The following is an 18,904-nucleotide window of genomic DNA, read 5'->3' on the forward strand; positions in this document are numbered from 1 at the left end:
ACGGTCGGAGTCTCACACGCGCTCTCGCGAGCGCGTGCGGGATCGGACACGAGACCGACACAGGTGTCACACGAGTTGCTCGTGTGGGACGGTTCGAGTCCGTTCGTCGGCATGAAGGCGGCCAGAGCGGCAGGGACACACCCGTACCCATTCCGAACACGGAAGTTAAGTCTGCCAGCGTATCAGCGAGTACTGGAGTGGGAGACCCTCTGGGAGAGTTGGTTCGCCGCCTGACCACTCATACTTTCACTCATTCAGTCACTCATTCACTCATTAGTCACTCATTTACTCATTCAGTCATTCAGTAAGCAGTTCGAAGAGCGGGAGGGCCATGACGTTCACAAGTCGAAAGCGGTCACACCGACCCGGAAGGGGCCCGCCACGAGGGTACTCCGTGGAGGGTGTCGCTCGCGTCCCGTAACGCGTTGAAGCGTGTTTCGTCGACGACGAACCGGGCGGAGCGAGCCCTACTCCTCGCGGTCCGGCTGCGGCACGCGAAGCGACTCGTCGACGACCGTCCCGTCCGGTCGGAGGGTGATCGTTCCGAGCGACACCGTCGTTCCGACCTCGGCGGTCCGGTCGACCGTCTCCAGCACGCGTCGCCGGTCGAGCCGCTCCCAGACCTCGCGTTCGACGAGCGACTGGAACGCGTCGGGGTCCGACCAGCTCGAGTCGATCTCCGAGGGGACGCGAACGACGAACTCGAAGGCCGTCTCCGTGAGGTGGATGCCCACCGCGAACGTGTCTCCGCTCACGGGTCGCCTTGGGAGCGGACGCGCATAGGGACACCGATGGGACGCGGGCTCGATCGCCCGAAAGGCGTTTGTGGTTCGGCCCGGATCCTCGCCCGTGACAACTTCCCGCAGCGCGGATGCGCCCGCCGTTCCGCCGGCCCTCGGACTCGCGGTCGCGATCCTCGCGATCAGCACCGGCGCGGTGTTGGTTCGACTGAGCACGGCCCCGAGTTCGGTGGCGGCGCTGTATCGCGTGACGTTCACCACGATCCCGCTCGTCCCGGTCCTGCTCGTTCAGTATCGCGACCAGCTCCGGCGGATCACCGGACGCGATCTGGGTTTCGCCGTCGTCTCGGGGATCGCGCTGGCGATCCACTTCGCGAGCTGGTTCGAGAGCCTCGAGTGGACGAGCGTGGCCGCGAGCGTGACGCTCGTGCAGGCACAGCCCGTCTTCGTCGCGATCGGCGCCTGGCTGCTGCTTCGCGAGACCGTCACGCGGACCATGGCGTTCGGCATCGCCGTGGCCGTCCTCGGGGTGGTGGGGATGTCGGTCGGGGACCTGCTGTCGGGCGGCCTCGTCGGTGAGGCCCCGCTGTATGGAAACGCGCTCGCGCTTTGTGGGGCGGTCATGGCGGCGGTCTACGTGCTCGCCGGGCGGTCCCTCCGCCAGCGCGTCGCGCTCGTTCCCTACGTGGTCATCGTCTACGGCGTGTGTGCGCTCGCGCTCCTCGCGTTCGTGCTCGTCCGGGGACTACCGCTCGTCGGCTATCCCGCCCGCGAGTGGTGGATCTTCGTCGGCCTCGCCGTCGGTCCGGGGCTGTTCGGCCACACCGTGATCAACTGGGCGCTCGCCCACGTGGACTCGAGTCTCGTCTCCGTCTCGATGCTCGGCGAGCCGGTGGGCGCGACGCTTCTGGCGTTCGCGGTCTTTCTCGAGGTCCCCACGTCCGCGACCCTCACGAGCGGTGCGGTCGTACTCGCGGGGATCTACCTCACCGCTCGTGGTCGTCCGGACGCCTGAACGTCGGCGGATTCCGGGGTTCGATCAGCCCGTCGGTCCGATCGCTAGTGGACCTTGATCTCCACGCGGCGCCCGTCGGGATCGCGGACGTACGCCGCCCAGTCGCGGCCGTAGGCGCCGTACCGTTTGCGCGGCTCGTTCGCTTCGACCTCGTAGCCGGCCGCCTCGATCGCCGAGAGGACGTCGTCGAGCTGTGTGGTGGCGTCGACGTCGTCCGAACGGACGAGCAGACAGACGTGTTCGCCGCCGACGTCGAGGGACTCGCCGTCGATCTCGTCGGGAGCGGTCGGCACCAGATGGAGGTGTCGTCCGCCCGCCACGACGGCCACGTAGGGAACCTCTCCCGCCTCGTAGCGGTCGCGGTCGCGGACGGGCAGTCCGAGCAGGTCGCGATAGAACGCGAGCGACGCCTCGAGATCGGTGACGCGCAACGCCACGTGGTCGACGTCGGAGATCTCGATGTCCATGCCCGCCGATCGGTTTCGACCGACTTAGCTTGACTGGCCCGAACGTCGAAGGGAGCCTCGATCCCGATCCGCCTCGTAGTCACTCGAGAAGCGTTCGCGTCTTCCGGTGGCGATCGCGGAACATGGCCTCGAAGCCGACCTGCACGATCGGATCGAGTCGGTCGCTCACGCTCGCGACCGGCATTCGATACTCGACGTCGTCGACGAGCACCGTCTCCTCGCCGTCCGCGAAAAGGAGGTGCGTGTGGACCCACTTCGGGAAGGGCCCGTCCGTCATCTCGTCGACGAAGTACGCGCGTCCGGGCTTCGATCGACGACGCCGGATGTGGGAGGTCCATCCCCGTCGCGGAGCGATGCCGAACGGTCGGATCGACATGCTGATCCGGGCCCCCTCCTCGAGGACCTCAGGGTCGTCCTCGCCGTCGGGACCGACCACGGCGTCGATCCGCAGGTTCATCCAGTCCGGGGTCAACGCGGTCAATCCCCCGACTCGCGAGTGGAACTCCCAGACGCGCTCGAGGGGAGCCGCGATACGGGTTCGACGGCGGTACGTCGGCATACCTCCGGTACGGTCGCCATCGGCAAAAGGGATCCGTGGACCAACCCGCCGCCGTGTGACGCCGCTTGACGGCATCGAAACGCCGATACCTCGTGGTCGCCTCCTCCATCACGATGGAACGCGGCGCGATCGACGTCGGCTCGCTCGACGGACCGTTCGACCTCCAGGCCACTCTCGAGAGCGGCCAGAGTTACCTCTGGCGGCGCGCGGACGGGCGTGCCTACGAGGCCGATGGCGCACACGGCGGCGACCACACCTATTACACCGTGGTTCCCCCGATCGAGGGTGTGAACGACGAGCGGGCGGTGGTCCGGGTCCGACAGCGAGGAGGGGTACGGGACGGCACCCTCGAGTGGGAGTCGACGACGGACGCGACGGGGATCCTCACACACCTCCTTCGACTCGACGACGACCTGGAGGCCATCCTGGCCGGGACGCCCGACGATCCGCTCTTCGAACGGGCATACGACGCGTACGAGGGGATGCGGCTCGTTCGCGACCCGCCGTTTTCGTGTCTCGTCTCGTTCATCTGTTCCGCACAGATGCGCGTCTCCCGGATCCACGGGATGCAGCGGCGTCTCGAGGACGCCTACGGCGACCCGATCGACTTCGACGGCGAGACCTATCACGCGTTTCCGACCCCCGACGCGCTCGCCGCAGCCGACGAGGAGGATCTCCGGGACCTCTCGTTGGGGTATCGTGCCCCCTACGTGATGAAAACGGCGCGCATGGTCGCCGACGGCGAGGCCCGTCCGGAGATGGCGGCCGACATGGACTACGAGGCGGCCCGCGAGTGGCTGACCCGATTCGTCGGCGTCGGGCAAAAGGTGGCGGACTGCGTCGCGTTGTTCTCGCTCGGGTTCCTCGAGGCGGTCCCGCTCGACACCTGGATCCGCTCGGTCATCGCCGACCGGTACCCCGACTGCGACCGCGGCGGGTACGTCGAGACGTCACGGGCGATCCGCGATCAGTTCGGCGGGCCAGTCGCGGGCTATACACAGACGTACGTCTTCCATTACCTCCGATCGGGCGGTGAGTGACCGTCTCCGGCCGTTCGCGGTCGGTCGGCCGAAGCTTCATACCCCCTCGTGCGTTAGCTACTACCACGATGGATTGTCGAGTCGTCGTCGAGGCAGCGGTTCCGGTATACGACGTAGAGAACGCCGACGAGGCGATCCGGATCGCCATCTCGAAGACGGGCGAGATGTTGAACCCCGATCTCAACTACGTCGAGATCGACATGGGATCGCGGACCTCGCCGGGCGGGGAGGAGCTGCCGCCCGCCTTCATCGCGGCCGACGAGGCGCTCGTGGCGCTCGAGCTGGAGATGACGGTGTTCAACGTGGATCGGCGCGAACACGCCTCCAGGATCGCCCGCAAGGAGATCGGACAGCGGCTGCACAACATTCCGCTTTCGGTTCTCGAGGTGGAGATCCTCGAGGAGGACGAAGACGACGATGGCGAGGACCACGAGGTCGAGGGTGACGAAAAGCGGGAGGACGGCGGTGACGAAGACCACGGGGACGACGGCGGCGATGAACACGAGGTCAACAGCGGCGATGGTGAAGGGAACGACGGCGACGAGGATCTACTTCCCGAGTTCGAGGAGATGGTGGAGGAGTCCGAACGCTCGTGAGGATGAGGACCGGAACGCTCGCGAGAACGGATTCGACGCGCTCGTGAGGCGGACACGACGCGGTAGCTGGATGGTGCGACTTCTGGACCGGCGCTCCGGTCGAAACGACGTCGCCACTACGCGGTTTGGCGTCAGGCAGGATGCGTCGGTGTCGTCGATTCAGTCCGCGGTGGGGGCCAGCGTCTCGGAGTCGGCCTCCTCCATCGGTGCGGTGATCCCCTTCGCGAGTTTAAAAACGGCGGCCTTGTGGTCGGTCTTCGATTTGTGGATCGATGTCGGTTTTACGCCCATCGTCTCGTACGCCTCGAGATCGAGATCCTCGTCCCAGTGTTCACACTGTTTTCGTACTTCCGAAAGAAGGCCGTGCAGGTGAATGAGCTCTTGTTTCTTCATGAGCAGACGATGGTAGCGACCGGAGGTTTATAGTATTATCCTGATAACCGTTAACATGCATCTCGACGTAGACGCCCCCTATCCCTCGTATTCAAGGGATCAGCGCACGTTCGCCGCGAAGCTTTAATCCGATTCCGCGGGAACGATCGCGTATGGACTACGACGATCGACTCGATCGCGCACTCGAGGAGACGCCGGACATCCACGAACAGCGGGACCGATTCGAGGTCCCCACGCCCGAGGTCAGAACCGAGGGGCACGCGACCGTCTTCGAGAACTTCCAGGACGTCGTCGACCGGCTCGACAGGGAGGCCGACCACCTCCTGCAGTATCTCCAGACCGAACTGGGAACCAGCGCGCAGATCGACGAGCGCGGGCGCGCCCGTCTGACCGGCGACTTTCGGACGGATCGGATCGAGGCGGCCGTCGACGACTACCTCGAGGCGTTCGTCATCTGTCCCGAATGCGGGCTCCCCGACACGCGCCTGCAGACCGAACGCGGAACGCGCGTGATCAAGTGTGACGCCTGCGGCGCGGTCTCGGCGACCGGCGAGTGATCGCCGTGGCGACGATCGTCGGGATTCACTTCGCCCCGGTTAGGATCCGTGAACGATCGATCGAGGTGATCACTGGAACTGTTTGACCGCCTCGAGATCGCGTTCGGTCCGCATGAACTCCGTGAGCCGGCGCGTGGCGTGACAGTCCTGGCAGCTGAAGTTCGTACGGAGATCGGGGAGATCGCTCGGCGACTCCTCCCAGTCCTTCGAACACTCCGGACACTGGAGTCGAACGAATGCTTCGACCATGGGGAGGGCTTTCGCCCCCTCCCTAAAGAAGGTGTGCCCGCGAGGTCGAGGCGGATCCACCGCCGTGATATTTACCCGCCCGCGTCGAAGCCCCTCCATGCCCGGCGACAGCGAGGATCCGAACACGGAGGTACAGTATCACCTCGAGGTCTCCTCTGAGGACGTCGCACCGAGCGTCCTCCTCCCCGGAAACCCCGAGCGCGTCGACGTCGTCGACTCGATCTGGGACGCCGCCGAGGAGGTCGCCCGCCACCGGGAGTACCGCACCGTGACCGGCCGGTACGACGGGGTCCCGATCTCCATCACCTCGACCGGGATCGGATCGCCGTCGGCCGCCATCGCGCTCGAGGAGCTCGCGCGTGCGGACGCGGACACCTTCATCCGGGTCGGGTCCTGTGGCGCCCTCCGTCCGGAGATGGACGTCGGCGATCTCGTCATCACGAGCGGCGCCGTCAGACAGGAGGGAACGAGCGACGAATACGTCCGCGAGGACTACCCCGCCGTCGCGAGCGACGAGGTCGTCTCCGCGCTCGTCGCGGCCGCCGAGCGGCTCGGATACGACTATCACGTCGGCATCACGATGAGCGCGGACTCGTTTTATGCCGGACAGGGTCGCCCCGGATTCGACGGCTTCGAGGCGGCCGGATCGGCGGACCTCCTCGATGAACTACGCGAGGCGAACGTGAAGAACGTCGAGATGGAGGCGAGCGCCATCCTCACGCTCGCGAACGTGTACGGACTTCGCGCCGGGGCGGTCTGTGCGGTCTACGCCAACCGGTCGACCGGGGAGTTCCGAACCGAGGGCGACTCGCGTGCGGTCGAGACCGCGAGTCTCGCGGTGAAGCTGCTCGCGCGCATGGACGAGCGGGTGGCCGAGGCCGGCGCGGACCGGTTCCACGCCGGGCTCTCGATCGAGTGAGGATCGCCGCGACGGGACGTCGATCGGGTACGGATCCCGGCGTGGAACGGTTCCAAAGCGACTTTATCCGATGGCCGTCCACCCTGTGGTATGAGTACGCAAGTTGTCGTCGTCGGCTCCGGATACGCCGGTTCGGGCGCCATCAAGTCGCTCGAGGCTGAGGCCGAAGACGAGATCGACGTCACGTGGATATCCGAACACGACTACCACCTGGTCCTCCACGAGGTCCATCGGGTGATCCGCGATCCCTCGACCGAATCGAAGATCACGATCCCGGTCGAGGAGATCAAGTCCCGTTCGACCCGCTTCGTGCAGGGGCGGGTGACCGACGTCGACGTCGACGAGCGCGTGGTCGAGACCGACGACGGCACGAGCGTCGAGTACGACTACCTCCTCTTGGCGATCGGCTCGACGACCGCCTTCTTCGGGATCGAGGGGCTCCGGGAGAACGCCCACCAGCTGAAGGGGCTCGAGGACGCCCACGCGATCCACGACGACGTTCGCGCGGCGGCCTCCGAGGCGACCCAGTCGGACCCCGCACAGGTGCTCGTCGGCGGCGCCGGGCTCTCGGGGATCCAGACGGCCGGCGAGATCGCGGAGTACCGCGACAAACACCGCGCCCCGATCGAGATCAAACTCATCGAGGGGCTCGACGAGGTCTTCCCGGGCAACGACCCGGAGATCCAGGGCGCGCTCCGCAAGCGTCTCCAGGACGCCGACATCGAGATCCTCACCGGCGACTTCATCTCGCGGGCCGACGAGGAGTCCGTCTACCTCGGCGGCGGCGAGGACGAGGAGCCCGAGGAACTCCCCTACGACGTGCTCGTCTGGACCGGCGGCATCACCGGCCACGAGGAGCTCGAGGCCGTCGACGTCGAGAAGGACGACCGCTCGAACCGCGTCGTCGCGCAGTCCGATTTCACCACGAGCGACGACCGCGTCTTCGCGATCGGCGACACCGCGCTCGTCGACCAAGGTGACGACGAGGTCGCGCCCCCGACCGCCCAGGCCGCCTGGCAGGCCGCCGAGGTCGCCGGCGAGAACCTCGCGCGTGCGGCCCGCGGCGCCCCGCTCAAGACCTGGCGACACGAGGACAAGGGAACCGTCATCTCGGTCGGCGACCGCGCGGTCGCCCACGACGTCTCCGGCGTCCCGATCTCGACCTTCGGCGGTCCCGGCGCGAAGCTCCTGAAAAAGGGCATCGCGAGCCGATGGATCGCGAAGGTCTCCTCCGCCGGACGAGGCGTGAGCGCCTTCGGCGACATGTGAAAAGGCGGAACGACCGCGGGTAACGGCAAACCGTTCAGCTTCGAACGGGGCCCGGATCGTCGAACGTTCTCGGTCGCTCTTTGGGTCCGGCGTGCTCGGCGTCGAAAGGATCAATACCGAAATCGATCAATACAGAAAGCGATCAGCGCCGGAGCGATAGTACCGAACGCGATCAGTGGGAGGGTTCCTCGACCGGGGCACGCATGTCGTCGATCCGAAGGATGAGGACGTTCGAGGTGTCGTCCTTGCCGTCGATGGTTCCCTCGATGAGCAGCTTCGACAGCGGCGTCGGACCGACCGTCACGGAGTCGCCCTCGTTGAAGTCCCGTACCGAGCCCTGGAGGTGGATCTCCGCGCGACAGAGCTCCGGGTGGTGGACGCTCGAGAGGTCGATGTCGTCGACGTTCGCGTCCTCGACGAACTCGCCGTTGTGTCGGATGTCGACGTTCGCCGGCTCGTCCATCTGCTGGACGTCGAGCGCCTCGTAGGCGTTCGCGGTCGGCTTGTACCCGCCCTTCGGGCCGGGGACGCCCTCGACGAGCTGGAGGGCCTTCAGGCTCTGCATCTGGTTGCGGATGGTTCCCGGATTTCTGTCGACCTCCGATGCGATCTCCTCGCCTTTGACCGCTCCGTCCTCCTCGCGGTAGAGGTTGATGAGGGCGGTGAGAATGGTTTTCTGACTCGACGTCAGCTCGATCGATGACATACGGACCACTACTCGCGGCTCCGGTTTAAACTCGATGGATGGTGATCCGACCTCCGATGGATGGTGATCCGACCTCCGATGGATGGTGATCCAACTCTCGACCCCGGGGTTCAAGCCGGCCCCCGCCCACGGTCACCCCATGACCGTTCGGATCATCGGCGCGCCGACCGACTACGGCGCCAACCGACGCGGCGTCGACATGGGACCATCGGCGATCCGGTACGCCGGACTCGCCGAGGAACTCGCCGACGCGGGGATCGACTCCCGCGACCACGGGGACCTCGCCGTCCCGCGCGCGGAGGAACTCGACTCGGACCGCGACGCGCCGGAGACCGGCTCGGCGAAGTTCCTCCGTGAGACCGCCGACGTCTGCTCGCGACTCGCCGACGAGGTCTCGGAGGCGCTCGCGGTCGGCGACGTCCCGCTCGTCCTCGGCGGCGATCACTCGATCGGCATCGGATCCCTCGGCGGATCCGCCCGCAACGCGGACATCGGCGCGATCTGGTTCGACGCTCACGCAGATCTGAACACGCCGGAGACGACCCTCTCCGGGAACGTCCACGGCATGCCGCTTTCGGCGGCGCTCGGATACGGCGCGTTCGCGGACATGCCCTGGGCGACGGCGCCCCGGTTTCGCGCTGAGAACCTCGTCCTCGTCGGCCTTCGCAGCGTCGATCCGGCCGAACGTGAACTGATCGAGGAGCGCGACATCGCCGCCTACACCATGTCCGAGATCGACGACCGCGGGATCTCCGCCGTCGTCGAGGAGGCGATCGCGACGGCGAGCGCGGGCGTCGACGGGATCCACGTGAGCCTCGATCTCGACTGGCTCGACCCGACGGAGGCCCCCGGGGTCGGCACGCCCGTCCGCGGCGGCGCGACCTACCGCGAGGCACACGCCGCGATGGAGCACGTCGCCGCCTCCGGCGCCCTTCGATCGATGGAGATGGTGGAGATCAACCCCACCCTCGATCAACACAACGGAACGGCGGAACTCGCCACCGAGCTGGCGGCGAGCGCGTTCGGAAAGACGGTGCTGTAGCCGGTTGCTCGCCGTATCGAAGGGCCGAACGACTACTCCGCGTCGACGTCGACAGCCTCCGATTCGGGCGCATCCTCGCTCTCCGCGATCGCCGCCGGCACGATGTCGAGACAGGCGACCTCGTCGTCCGGGTCGAGATCCATCACGATCACGCCCATCGTGTTCCGGCCGACCGTCGAGACGTCCTCGACGCGCGTCCGGACGATCTGTCCCTCGCCGCTCATCGCGATCAGGTGGTCGCCGTGGGTGACCGCCTCGATCGCAACGACGGATCCGTTTCGGGTGCCCGTCTTGATGTCGATGAGGCCCTTCCCGTTTCGCGACTGGACGCGGTAGTCACCGACGTCCGACCGTTTTCCGTACCCGTTTTCGGTCACCGTGAGCACCCAGTTGTGACGGTCCGGGTCGACCGCGGCCAGCCCTGCGACCCGATCGCCGGACCGGAGGTCGATGCCTCGAACGCCCCGGGCGCTTCGGCCCATGGGACGGACCTCGTCCTCGTCGAACCGGATCGCCATCCCGTCCGCGGTCCCGATGACGAGGTCCGTCTCGCCGTTCGTCTCCTCGACGTCGACCAGCTCGTCGCCGTCCTCGAGACGCAGCGCGCGGATGCCCGTCGAGCGGATGTTCTCGAAGGCCTCGACGGCGGTCCGCTTGATGTATCCCTCGCGGGTGACCATCGTCAGGTACCGCTCCTCGTCGACGTCCTCGCCCACGCGGTCGCAGTCGACGACCGCCTGGATCTCCTCGCCGTCGTCGAGATTGAGGAGGTTGATCGCCGATTTGCCGCGGGCCGTCCGGGACATCTCGGGGATCTCGTAGGTCTTCAGCTGGTAGATCTGCCCCCGGTTCGTGATCGCGAGCAGGTAGTCGTGTGAGTTGGCGAGGAAGACCGAGGCCACGCGGTCGTCCTCCTTGAGGTCCGTTCCGATGATCCCCTTCCCGCCGCGGTTTTGCGCGCGGAAGGTCGAAAGCGGCATTCGCTTGATGTAGTCGTCCTCGGACATCACGACGACACACTCCTCCTCGGGGATGAGGTCCTCGTGGGTGACCGTCCCGGAGTCCTCGATGAACGAGGTCCGGCGTTCGTCGTCGTACTCGTCTTTGATCGCCGACAGCTCCGATTCGATCACCGAATCGAGCTCCGACTGCGAGGCGAGGATCTCCTCGAGCCGCTCGATGCGTGCCTTCACGTCCTCGTATTCGGTCTCTATCTCCTCGGTCTCCATCGAGGTGAGCGACCCGAGCTGCATCCGGACGATGTGGGCGGCCTGCTCCTCGGAGAAGTCGAAGACCGACTCCAGTTGCGCCCTCGCGGCGTCCCGATCCTCGGACTCGCGGATCGTCTCGACGACGTCGTCGACGTGTTCGAGCGCGCGAAGCCGCCCCTCGAGGATGTGGGCGCGGTCCTTCCGTTCCGCGAGTTCGTGCTCCGAGCGTCGCCGCACGACCTCGCGCCGGTGTTCGATGTAGTGTTCGAGCGTCTCCTTCAAGGAGAGCACCTGCGGCTGCCCGTCGACGAGCGCCAGGTTGATCACGCCGAAGGTCCGCTCGAGGTGGGACTCGAGCAGCTGGTTCTTGACGACCTCGGCCATCGCGTCGCGTTTCAACTCGACGACGACGCGGATGCCGTCGCGGTCCGACTCGTCGCGGAGGTCGCGGATCCCCTCGATCGCTCCCTCGTTGACGTCCTCGGCGATCCGCTCGACCATCCGCGCCTTGTTCTGTTGGAACGGGAGTTCCGTGATGACGATCCGGCCGTCCTCCTCGTCGACCTCGAACTCCGCTCGGACCCGAATACGGCCACGGCCGGTCTTGTAGGCCTCGTGGACCGCGTTCCGGCCGACGATGTTCGCGCCGGTCGGGAAGTCGGGCCCCTCGACGTGTTCCATCAGGTCCTCGACGGTCGCCTCCGGGTTTTCGATCAGCTCGATCGTCGCGTCGATCACCTCGCCGAGGTTGTGCGGCGGGACGTTCGTCGACATCCCGACGGCGATCCCCGACGACCCGTTGACGAGCAGGTTCGGGAACGCGGCCGGCAGGACCTCCGGCTCCTCGAGGCGGTCGTCGTAGTTGCTCTGGAAGTCGACGGTGTCGCGCTCGATGTCGGCGAGCAGCTCCTCCGCGATGGGCGACATCCGCGCCTCCGTATACCGCATCGCGGCCGGCGGATCGCCGTCGACGGAGCCGAAGTTCCCCTGGCCGTCGACGAGCGGGTAGCGCATCGAGAAGTCCTGGGCCATCCGCGCGAGGGTGTCGTAGATCGCCGAGTCCCCGTGTGGGTGGTAATCGCCCATCGTGTCGCCCACGATGGAGGAGGACTTGCGGTGTGAGGAGTTGCTCGTGACGCCGGCCTCGGACATCGCATAGAGGATGCGGCGGTGGACGGGCTTGAGGCCGTCCCGGACGTCGGGCAGCGCCCGACCCGCGATGACCGACATCGCGTAGTCGATGTACGACTGCTCCATCTCGTCTTCGATCCGGGCGGTCTCGATCTGTGCGGCTCGAACGTCGTCTGGGGTCGGTGTCTCGGAACTCATCGCGTTCTCCCTAGATGTCCACCCACTCGGCGTCAGTGGCGTGTTCCTTGATGAACTGCTTTCGCGGCTCGACGGCGTCGCCCATGAGGACGTTGAACATCCGGTCTGCGGCCGCCGCGTCCTCGATCGTGATCCGCTTGAGGATGCGGTTTTCCGGGTTCATGGTCGTCTCCCACAGCTGGTCGGGGTTCATCTCGCCGAGCCCCTTGAACCGCTGGACCTGAGCCGGATTCCCGTCGCACTCCTCGGCGACGATCCGATCGCGTTCCTCCTCGGTCATCGCGTCGTACGTCTCGCCCTTGTAGCGAACGCGGTAGAGCGGCGGCTGGGCCGCGTAGACGTAGCCCGACTCGATGAGCGGCTTCATGTGCCGGTAGAGCAGCGTCAAAAGCAGGGTCCTGATGTGGGCGCCGTCGACGTCGGCGTCCGTCATGATGATGATCTTCTGGTACCTCGCGTCGTCGATGTCGAACTCCTCGCCGATCCCGGTGCCGATCGCCGTGATCAGCGCCCGGATCTCGTCGTTCTCGAGGACGCGATCGAGGCGGTGTTTCTCGACGTTCAGGATCTTCCCCTTGATCGGGAGGATCGCCTGGTTGGCCCGGTCCCGGCCCTGTTTGGCGCTCCCGCCGGCGCTGTCGCCCTCCACCACGAACAGCTCGGCCTCCTCGGGATCGCGCGTCTGGCAGTCGGCGAGCTTCCCCGGCAGCGCGGTCGACTCCAGCGCCGACTTGCGGCGGGTGAGCTCCTCGGCCTTCTTGGCGGCCTTGCGCGCGCGAGCGGCCTCGGCGGCCTTCGAGACGACGGCCCGTGCGGTGTCGGGGTTCTCCTCGAAGAACGTGGAGAGTCCGTCGTGAACCGCCGACTCGACGATGCCTCGAACCTCGGAGTTGCCGAGCTTCGTCTTCGTCTGTCCCTCGAACTGCGGGTCGGGGTGTTTCACCGAGATGACCGCGGTGAGCCCCTCGCGGACGTCCTCGCCCTTGAGGTTCCCCTCGAGGTCGTCGATCAGTCCGTGCTCGTTGGCGTAGTCGTTGACGACGCGCGTGAGCGCCGTCTTGAACCCGGTGAGATGGGTGCCGCCCTCGCGGGTGTTGATGTTGTTCGCGAACGCGTGGACGGAGCCCTGCAGCTCCTCGGTCGCCTGCATCGCGATCTCGACGTGGACGTCCTCGTCCTCGTCGGCGAAGTAGATGACGTCGGGGTGGATCGGCGATCGCGTCTCGTTGAGGTACTCGACGAACTCGCGGATCCCGCCGTCGTAGAGGAACGTCTCCCGCTCCGGTTCCTCGGGCCGTTCGTCCGCGAGCGTGATCGCCACCCCGGAGTTGAGAAAGGCGAGCTCGCGAAGGCGGTTCGCGAGCGTCCCGCGGGAGAAGTCGGTCGTCTCGAAGATGTCCTCGTCGGGCCAAAACCGGATCGTCGTGCCGGTCTCCTCTTCGGGGTCCATGTCACGAACCCGCTCGAATGCGCCCTCGACGGGCTGGCCGCCCTCGAAGCGGTGTCGGTAGACGCCGCCGTCGCGTTTGACCTCGACCTCGAGGCGGCTCGAGAGGGCGTTGACCACGCTGACGCCGACGCCGTGGAGCCCGCCGGAGACCTGGTAGGACTTCGAGTCGAACTTCCCGCCGGCGTGGAGGACCGTCATGATGACCTCGAGCGCCGGACGGTCGTACTGCTCGTGGGTGTCGACGGGGATCCCACGCCCGTCGTCGCTCACGCTCACCGACCCGTCCTCGTGAATCGCCACGTCGATGTCCTCGCAGTATCCGGCGAGGGACTCGTCGATCGAGTTGTCGACCACCTCGTAGACGAGGTGATGGAGCCCTCGATCGTCGGTGGACCCGATGTACATCGCGGGGCGTTTGCGTACGGCCTGGAGGCCTTCGAGGACCTGGATCTGGCCCGCGCCGTACTCTGTTTCCTCTGACATTGAACTTGGAGAGGGTAGTACAGCCCCACTGATAAAGCCTCCCGTACACGCGCGGGCGCGTGATCGCGAGCCGACGGTCATTCAGGTCGTCGTGCGTCGTTCGGACCGTCGGTCGCCACTCGGATAGCTATTTGTCGCTCCTTGCTAAATCGGAACCCATGACCGAGTTCGCGACGATGCTGGCGGTGACGACGATCGCGGGCGCGCTCACCGGCGTCGGAGCCGTTCCGGTCTTCCTTCGTGCCCGTGTCTCCCACCGGAGCTACGACGCCGCGCTCGGGCTCGCGGCGGGGATCATGATCGCCGCCAGCGTCTTCGGGCTCATCCTGCCGGGGATGGAGCAGGGAACGCTCGCGGGGGTGATGACCGGCGTCTTCCTCGGCGGGTTCGTCCTCCTCGGCGGCAACCGGGCGATCCCGCACCTGCACGCCCGGTACGTCGGGTGGCGTCGCGAGGGGGGCTCGCTCGCGGCCACCGATGACGATCCCGCGATCGCCTCGCGTGCCCGGCGTGCGTTGCTCATCGGCGCCGCGATCGTCCTCCACAACGCGCCGGAGGGCCTCGCCATGGGCGTCGCGTTCGCCTCGGGATTGGAGGACGTCGCGATGCTGCTCGCGGTGGTCATCGGGCTGCAGAACGTCCCCGACGGGTTCGCCTTCGCGGTCCCGGTCGGCGAGACCGGGATCTCGAACGTTCGCGTGCTCGTCTACACGACGCTTTCGGGGCTCGTCCCGCAGGTCGCAGCCGCCGTCTTCGGCTTCGCGCTCGTCTCCGTGGCCACCGGGATCTTTCCCCTGGCCGCCGGCTTCGCCGCCGGCGCGATGATGGCGGTCGTCTTCCGCGAGATGATCCCCTCCTCGCACGGTCACGGCTACGCGGACGCGTCGACGGCCGCCTTCCTCGTCGGGTTCGTCCTCCTCGTGATCGTCGACGAACTGCTCGTGATCTGACGGCGTTCCAAGCGAAGGACGGTCACGTCTCACCCCGTCCGCGTCTCGATCGCCCGATTTCACTTCCACCCCGCTGCCGGAGGGGTTTTAACCCCGACTGGGTAAGAGCCTCTCACCGAATGACGTCCTTCCAGTCGACGCTCGGCGACGAGGAGGGGATCGCGGAGGAGTTGGCCGAGGGCCAACGCGAGATCTCCATCGCCGAGTTCTTCGAGAAGAACAAACACATGCTCGGGTTCGACTCGGGCGCCCGCGGGCTGGTCACGGCGGTAAAGGAGGCCGTCGACAACGCCCTCGACGCGACCGAGGAGGCCGGGGTGCTCCCCGACATCTACGTCGAGATCACGGAGGTCGGCGACTACTACCGGCTCGTGATCGAGGACAACGGCCCGGGCATCACGAAAGAACAGCTCCCGAAGGTCTTCGGGAAACTGCTGTACGGGAGTCGGTTCCACGTCCGCGAGCAGAACCGCGGCCAACAGGGGATCGGGATCTCCGCGGCCGTACTGTACTCCCAGCTCACCTCCGGCCAGCCGGCGAAGATCACCTCCCGACCGAAGGGGCAGTCCCAGGCGCAGTACTTCGAGTTGATCATCGACACCGACGCGAACGAGCCGGAGATCAAAGCCGACGAGGAGACGAGCTGGGACCGCCCCCACGGGACGCGCATCGAACTCGAGATGGAGGCGAACATGCGCGCCCGCTCGCAGCTGCACGACTACATCAAGCACACGGCGGTCGTCAACCCCCACGCCCGGATCGAGCTTCGCGAGCCCGGCCTCGAGGAGCCGCTCAAGTTCGAGCGCGCTACCGACCAGCTTCCCGCCGAGACCTCCGAGATCCGGCCGCACCCCCACGGCGTCGAGCTCGGCGCGCTCATCAAGATGCTGGAGGCGACCGACTCCTACTCGATCTCCGGATTCCTCCAGGAGGAGTTCACCCGGGTCGGCAAGAAGACGGCGGACTCCCTCCTCTCGAACTTCCGCGACCGGTACTTCGGTCGGGAGCTCGCCTGGCGCCCCCCGGCCGCCCACGAGGACGCAGCGCTGGCCGCCGCCGTCGAGGGAGCGGTCTCGAACAAGGGCGCGGCGGCGACCGAGTCCTTCGCGACCCGGATCGCGGAGACGGTCGGGAACCACGAGCGGGTCTCGCACGCGGAGCTGACCCGGATCGTCGAGACGATCGCGGACGACGTCGAGTCGGAGACGGGCAAGACCTTCGGGTCGACCGTTCGCGAGAACGCGACCGCCGCCGCCTGGCGGGAGATCACGGCCTACGGCGATGCCGAGGACGCTCCCGAGGAGGAGACGCGGGACCTCCTCACCGACGACCTCCACGCCATCATCGAGGACGCCACGAGCACCCGGAAGGACGACGAGACGGTTCGGGCGGTCGCCGAGGCGCTCGCGCGTCGGCTCGCCAACCACGGCGACGAGCGGTTCCGGCTCACCCGTGACGAACTGGTGCGGGAGATCGCCGACGCCGCGTCGTTCGTCGTCGATCAACGCGAGGTGAGCTTCGGCGGGACGGCCCGCGAGAACGTCGTCGACGCGCTCTGGTCGCTCATGCGGACCGTGCCCGACGAGGTCCCGAACGTGACCGCGGTGGCCGCGGACCGCGACGCCGCGGCCGACCTGCTGGAGGCGATGCGCGAGACCGACATCCTGGCCCCGCCGACCGACTGTCTGGCCCCGATCACGGCCGAACTCGTCGAGGCGGGACTCCGCAAGGAGTACGACGCCGACTTCTACGCCGCCGCCACGCGCGACGCCGAGGTCCACGGCGGCGACCCCTTCATCGTCGAGGCGGGGATCGCCTACGGCGGCGAGATCCAGGACGGAAGCGCCTCGATCCTCCGGTTCGCGAACCGGGTCCCGCTCGTCTACCAGCGCGGCGCCTGCGCGACCACGGACGTGGTGAAGTCCATCGGCTGGCGCAACTACGGGCTCGACCAGCCCGGCGGCAGCGGGGTCCCGAACGGACCCGCGGTGATCATGATCCACGTCGCCTCGACGAACGTTCCGTTCACGAGCGAGTCGAAGGACGCGATCGCGAACGTCCCGGAGATCGAAGACGAGATCGAACTCGCCATCCGCGAGGCGGCCCGCGAGCTGAAGTCGTTCCTCAACAAGCGACGCTCGATGCAGAAGCGCCGCGAGAAACAGGACGTCCTCGGCCGGATCCTCCCGGAGATGGCCGACAAGGTCGCGGAGGTCACGGGCCGTGAGCGTCCCGACATCGACGGCGCGCTCGCGCGCATCATGAACAACGTGAGCGTGGAGCGCGAGCTCGACGCCGAGAACGACGAGATAACCGTCACGCTCCGCGTCGAGAACCACTCGGACACGAACGAGGACCTCGAGATCACGGACATCGTCTCCGGTGAGCCGATCGACCCCTCCGCCGGGACCGTCGTCGACATGGACGGCGAGTGGTTCCTCCAGTGGACGCCGACCGTCGCGGCCGGCGACGAGGAGACGGTGACCTACACGGTATCGGACGACGCCGACTTCGACGTGAGCGTCGACGGCGTCGAGACCGAGAAACTCACGGTGAACGCCTGATGGCAACCGACGAAAAACAAGCGCGAGAGCAGCTGATCGACCTGGCGGCGGAGTTCTACGACCAGTTCGCGGGCGGGCGGATCCCGGAGATGACCCTGCCCACGCGGACCAAGAGCAACATCGAGTACGACCCCGAAAGCGGCGTCTGGACCTACGGCGACCGCACCTCGACGCGGACGGCCAACTCCGTCCGCGGGGCACGAAAGCTGTTGAAGGCGGTCTACACGATCGAGTTCCTGGCCGACCAGCTCGAGGAGGGGCGCTCGTCCACGCTGCGTGAGCTGTACTACCTCTCCGAGTCGTGGGACAACGACGAGGCGCAGTTCACGAGCCAGGACGAATCGAACGACCTCGTCGAGGACCTGGAGATCGTCTCCGGAGTCACCCGCGAGGACTTCCACATGCGTCCCGAGGAGTCGGGTGCGACCCTGATGGGCCCGCTGGAGCTCCGCGAGCAGACCCGCCGCGGCGAACGCGAGATCCACTGTCAGGAGGACGTCGGGGAGGGCGGCTATCAGATCCCCAACAACCCGGACATGATCGAGTTCCTCGAGCACGACATCGACTTCGTCCTCTGTGTCGAGACCGGCGGCATGCGCGACCGGCTCGTCGAGAACGGCTTCGACGAGGAGTACAACTGCCTCGTGGTCCACCTCAAGGGCCAACCGGCACGCGCGACCCGTCGGATCACCAGACGACTCAACGACGAACTCGGCCTCCCGGTGGTCGTCTTCACGGACGGCGACCCGTGGTCCTACCGCATCTTCGGTTCGGTGGCGTACGGCTCGATCAAGTCCGCCCATCTCTCGGAGTACCTCGCGACGCCGGCGGCGCGGTTCATCGGCATTCGCCCGGAGGACATCGTGGAGTACGACCTGCCCAGCGATCCGCTCTCCGACTCCGACGTCAGCGCCCTCGAGTCCGAACTCGAGGACCCGCGCTTCCAGACCGACTACTGGGAGGAGCAGATCGAACTGCAACTCGACATCGGCAAGAAGTCCGAACAGCAGGCGCTCGCCAGCCGGGGCCTCGACTTCGTCACCGACACCTACCTCCCCGAGCGGCTCGGGGAGATGGACGTCCTGTAGACGGTTTCCGGCGGTCACTCCGTGTCGTCCGCGTAGACGATCTCCTCGACGACGCGTCGATCGTCCCCGTCGTACTTGTAGCGGGTCCCCTCCTCCTCGTCGCTCGTCGCCCTGTGGGACCCGTCACAAAGCGGCCGCTCGTCCGAGAGGCCGCACTCACAGACGAATATCAGTCCGTCCTCGCCCATGTCGTCGGCGTCCAGCTTCGCCGGACCGTCCGAGACGTGGGTCACTTCCCGTGTCATGTGTCAGTAGTTCACGCATCGAGCGCGTCTAA

19 protein-coding genes and 1 rRNA gene are annotated in these 18,904 nt (G+C 66.8%); 11 read left to right on the forward strand and 9 right to left on the reverse strand.

From position 1 onward, the window contains the following. Positions 1 to 113: 113 nt before the first annotated feature. Positions 114 to 235 (forward strand): 5S ribosomal RNA (rrf, locus tag ACZ5YD_RS02495). A 232-nt stretch (positions 236 to 467) separates the two neighbouring features. Here rrf and ACZ5YD_RS02500 read toward each other — a convergent pair. Then, positions 468 to 755: a hypothetical protein gene (locus ACZ5YD_RS02500; RefSeq protein ID WP_379746466.1), complete on the reverse strand. Its 288-nt coding sequence runs from the start codon at positions 753 to 755 to the stop codon at positions 468 to 470. A gap of 94 nt (positions 756 to 849) precedes the next feature. On the opposite strand from ACZ5YD_RS02500, the gene ACZ5YD_RS02505 reads away from it, so the two are divergent. After that, complete coding sequence (locus ACZ5YD_RS02505; RefSeq protein ID WP_379746463.1) at positions 850 to 1,755, forward strand: DMT family transporter; 906 nt, start codon at positions 850 to 852, stop codon at positions 1,753 to 1,755. Between the two features lie 44 nt (positions 1,756 to 1,799). Here ACZ5YD_RS02505 and ACZ5YD_RS02510 read toward each other — a convergent pair whose 3' ends face one another. Together ACZ5YD_RS02510 and ACZ5YD_RS02515 are read right to left on the reverse strand one after the other, a co-directional pair. Further along, positions 1,800 to 2,222 carry a VOC family protein gene (locus tag ACZ5YD_RS02510; RefSeq protein WP_379746460.1) on the reverse strand — a complete coding sequence of 141 codons (423 nt, stop codon included), beginning with the start codon at positions 2,220 to 2,222 and terminating at the stop codon, positions 1,800 to 1,802. 79 nt (positions 2,223 to 2,301) lie between these two features. Next, entirely contained in the window at positions 2,302 to 2,781 is a 480-nt protein-coding gene (locus ACZ5YD_RS02515; RefSeq protein ID WP_379746457.1) for an SRPBCC family protein, read from the reverse strand. Positions 2,782 to 2,894: 113 nt separating this feature from the next. On the opposite strand from ACZ5YD_RS02515, the gene ACZ5YD_RS02520 reads away from it, so the two are divergent. Together ACZ5YD_RS02520 and ACZ5YD_RS02525 are read left to right on the forward strand one after the other, a co-directional pair. Continuing rightward, positions 2,895 to 3,821 (forward strand): DNA-3-methyladenine glycosylase family protein, encoded by a 927-nt coding sequence (locus tag ACZ5YD_RS02520; RefSeq protein ID WP_379746454.1) that lies wholly within the window; start codon positions 2,895 to 2,897, stop codon positions 3,819 to 3,821. A 68-nt stretch (positions 3,822 to 3,889) separates the two neighbouring features. Continuing rightward, positions 3,890 to 4,417, forward strand: coding sequence for a DUF555 domain-containing protein (locus ACZ5YD_RS02525; RefSeq protein WP_379746451.1), 528 nt, complete (start codon positions 3,890 to 3,892; stop codon positions 4,415 to 4,417). Between the two features lie 159 nt (positions 4,418 to 4,576). Here ACZ5YD_RS02525 and ACZ5YD_RS02530 read toward each other — a convergent pair whose 3' ends face one another. Then, on the reverse strand, positions 4,577 to 4,810 hold the full coding sequence (locus ACZ5YD_RS02530; protein ID WP_379746448.1) for a UPF0058 family protein: 234 nt from the start codon (positions 4,808 to 4,810) through the stop codon (positions 4,577 to 4,579). Positions 4,811 to 4,962: 152 nt separating this feature from the next. Here ACZ5YD_RS02530 and ACZ5YD_RS02535 point away from each other — a divergent pair, with 152 nt between their 5' ends. After that, the gene (locus tag ACZ5YD_RS02535; protein ID WP_379746445.1) at positions 4,963 to 5,367 is read left to right on the forward strand and encodes a translation initiation factor IF-2 subunit beta; all 405 of its coding nucleotides are present in this window, start codon (positions 4,963 to 4,965) and stop codon (positions 5,365 to 5,367) included. Positions 5,368 to 5,436: 69 nt separating this feature from the next. Here the strand turns inward: ACZ5YD_RS02535 and ACZ5YD_RS02540 are convergent, their stop codons facing one another. Next, positions 5,437 to 5,616: a DUF7836 family putative zinc-binding protein gene (locus ACZ5YD_RS02540; protein ID WP_379746442.1), complete on the reverse strand. Its 180-nt coding sequence runs from the start codon at positions 5,614 to 5,616 to the stop codon at positions 5,437 to 5,439. A gap of 97 nt (positions 5,617 to 5,713) precedes the next feature. Between ACZ5YD_RS02540 and ACZ5YD_RS02545 the strand changes: the two genes are divergently transcribed. Together ACZ5YD_RS02545 and ACZ5YD_RS02550 are read left to right on the forward strand one after the other, a co-directional pair. Beyond that, positions 5,714 to 6,535 (forward strand): nucleoside phosphorylase, encoded by an 822-nt coding sequence (locus ACZ5YD_RS02545; protein ID WP_379746439.1) that lies wholly within the window; start codon positions 5,714 to 5,716, stop codon positions 6,533 to 6,535. A 90-nt stretch (positions 6,536 to 6,625) separates the two neighbouring features. Then, positions 6,626 to 7,804, forward strand: a complete 1,179-nt coding sequence (locus tag ACZ5YD_RS02550; protein WP_379746436.1) for an NAD(P)/FAD-dependent oxidoreductase — start codon at positions 6,626 to 6,628, stop codon at positions 7,802 to 7,804. A gap of 172 nt (positions 7,805 to 7,976) precedes the next feature. Here the strand turns inward: ACZ5YD_RS02550 and ACZ5YD_RS02555 are convergent, their stop codons facing one another. After that, positions 7,977 to 8,510, reverse strand: a complete 534-nt coding sequence (locus ACZ5YD_RS02555) for an Rrf2 family transcriptional regulator (protein WP_379746433.1) — start codon at positions 8,508 to 8,510, stop codon at positions 7,977 to 7,979. Between the two features lie 139 nt (positions 8,511 to 8,649). Here ACZ5YD_RS02555 and rocF point away from each other — a divergent pair, with 139 nt between their 5' ends. Further along, positions 8,650 to 9,552, forward strand: coding sequence for an arginase (rocF, locus tag ACZ5YD_RS02560; protein WP_379746430.1), 903 nt, complete (start codon positions 8,650 to 8,652; stop codon positions 9,550 to 9,552). Positions 9,553 to 9,584: 32 nt separating this feature from the next. Here rocF and gyrA read toward each other — a convergent pair whose 3' ends face one another. Beyond that, positions 9,585 to 12,092 carry a DNA gyrase subunit A gene (gene gyrA / locus ACZ5YD_RS02565; RefSeq protein ID WP_379746427.1) on the reverse strand — a complete coding sequence of 836 codons (2,508 nt, stop codon included), beginning with the start codon at positions 12,090 to 12,092 and terminating at the stop codon, positions 9,585 to 9,587. A gap of 10 nt (positions 12,093 to 12,102) precedes the next feature. Beyond that, entirely contained in the window at positions 12,103 to 14,025 is a 1,923-nt protein-coding gene (gene gyrB, locus ACZ5YD_RS02570) for a DNA topoisomerase (ATP-hydrolyzing) subunit B (protein ID WP_379746424.1), read from the reverse strand. Between the two features lie 158 nt (positions 14,026 to 14,183). Between gyrB and ACZ5YD_RS02575 the strand changes: the two genes are divergently transcribed. The 3 genes from ACZ5YD_RS02575 to ACZ5YD_RS02585 all read left to right on the forward strand — a co-directional run bounded on the left by ACZ5YD_RS02575 (position 14,184) and on the right by ACZ5YD_RS02585 (position 18,627). Next, positions 14,184 to 14,975 (forward strand): ZIP family metal transporter, encoded by a 792-nt coding sequence (locus ACZ5YD_RS02575; RefSeq protein ID WP_379746421.1) that lies wholly within the window; start codon positions 14,184 to 14,186, stop codon positions 14,973 to 14,975. A 119-nt stretch (positions 14,976 to 15,094) separates the two neighbouring features. Beyond that, on the forward strand, positions 15,095 to 17,539 hold the full coding sequence (locus tag ACZ5YD_RS02580; protein ID WP_379746418.1) for a DNA topoisomerase VI subunit B: 2,445 nt from the start codon (positions 15,095 to 15,097) through the stop codon (positions 17,537 to 17,539). After that, positions 17,539 to 18,627 (forward strand): DNA topoisomerase IV subunit A, encoded by a 1,089-nt coding sequence (locus tag ACZ5YD_RS02585; protein WP_379746415.1) that lies wholly within the window; start codon positions 17,539 to 17,541, stop codon positions 18,625 to 18,627. The genes ACZ5YD_RS02580 and ACZ5YD_RS02585 overlap by 1 nt, the downstream gene beginning before the upstream one ends. A 14-nt stretch (positions 18,628 to 18,641) precedes the next feature. Here ACZ5YD_RS02585 and ACZ5YD_RS02590 read toward each other — a convergent pair whose 3' ends face one another. After that, a complete protein-coding gene (locus ACZ5YD_RS02590) occupies positions 18,642 to 18,872 on the reverse strand; it encodes a CDGSH iron-sulfur domain-containing protein (protein ID WP_379746413.1) in 231 nt (76 codons plus the stop codon). Positions 18,873 to 18,904 lie beyond the last annotated feature (32 nt).

Source organism: Halopenitus salinus (genome assembly GCF_055397165.1).

What these genes read in the sequence shown, in the direction of transcription:
- ACZ5YD_RS02510 (WP_379746460.1), bottom strand. Translation starts at nt 2,222, where the DNA reads ATGGACATCGAGATCTCCGACGTCGACCACGTGGCGTTGCGCGTCACC.
- ACZ5YD_RS02515 (WP_379746457.1), bottom strand. Translation starts at nt 2,781, where the DNA reads ATGCCGACGTACCGCCGTCGAACCCGTATCGCGGCTCCCCTCGAGCGC.
- ACZ5YD_RS02520 (WP_379746454.1), top strand. Translation starts at nt 2,895, where the DNA reads ATGGAACGCGGCGCGATCGACGTCGGCTCGCTCGACGGACCGTTCGAC.
- ACZ5YD_RS02525 (WP_379746451.1), top strand. Translation starts at nt 3,890, where the DNA reads ATGGATTGTCGAGTCGTCGTCGAGGCAGCGGTTCCGGTATACGACGTA.
- ACZ5YD_RS02530 (WP_379746448.1), bottom strand. Translation starts at nt 4,810, where the DNA reads ATGAAGAAACAAGAGCTCATTCACCTGCACGGCCTTCTTTCGGAAGTA.
- ACZ5YD_RS02535 (WP_379746445.1), top strand. Translation starts at nt 4,963, where the DNA reads ATGGACTACGACGATCGACTCGATCGCGCACTCGAGGAGACGCCGGAC.
- ACZ5YD_RS02540 (WP_379746442.1), bottom strand. Translation starts at nt 5,616, where the DNA reads ATGGTCGAAGCATTCGTTCGACTCCAGTGTCCGGAGTGTTCGAAGGAC.
- ACZ5YD_RS02545 (WP_379746439.1), top strand. Translation starts at nt 5,714, where the DNA reads ATGCCCGGCGACAGCGAGGATCCGAACACGGAGGTACAGTATCACCTC.
- ACZ5YD_RS02550 (WP_379746436.1), top strand. Translation starts at nt 6,626, where the DNA reads ATGAGTACGCAAGTTGTCGTCGTCGGCTCCGGATACGCCGGTTCGGGC.
- ACZ5YD_RS02555 (WP_379746433.1), bottom strand. Translation starts at nt 8,510, where the DNA reads ATGTCATCGATCGAGCTGACGTCGAGTCAGAAAACCATTCTCACCGCC.
- rocF (WP_379746430.1), top strand. Translation starts at nt 8,650, where the DNA reads ATGACCGTTCGGATCATCGGCGCGCCGACCGACTACGGCGCCAACCGA.
- gyrA (WP_379746427.1), bottom strand. Translation starts at nt 12,092, where the DNA reads ATGAGTTCCGAGACACCGACCCCAGACGACGTTCGAGCCGCACAGATC.
- gyrB (WP_379746424.1), bottom strand. Translation starts at nt 14,025, where the DNA reads ATGTCAGAGGAAACAGAGTACGGCGCGGGCCAGATCCAGGTCCTCGAA.
- ACZ5YD_RS02575 (WP_379746421.1), top strand. Translation starts at nt 14,184, where the DNA reads ATGACCGAGTTCGCGACGATGCTGGCGGTGACGACGATCGCGGGCGCG.
- ACZ5YD_RS02580 (WP_379746418.1), top strand. Translation starts at nt 15,095, where the DNA reads ATGACGTCCTTCCAGTCGACGCTCGGCGACGAGGAGGGGATCGCGGAG.
- ACZ5YD_RS02585 (WP_379746415.1), top strand. Translation starts at nt 17,539, where the DNA reads ATGGCAACCGACGAAAAACAAGCGCGAGAGCAGCTGATCGACCTGGCG.
- ACZ5YD_RS02590 (WP_379746413.1), bottom strand. Translation starts at nt 18,872, where the DNA reads ATGACACGGGAAGTGACCCACGTCTCGGACGGTCCGGCGAAGCTGGAC.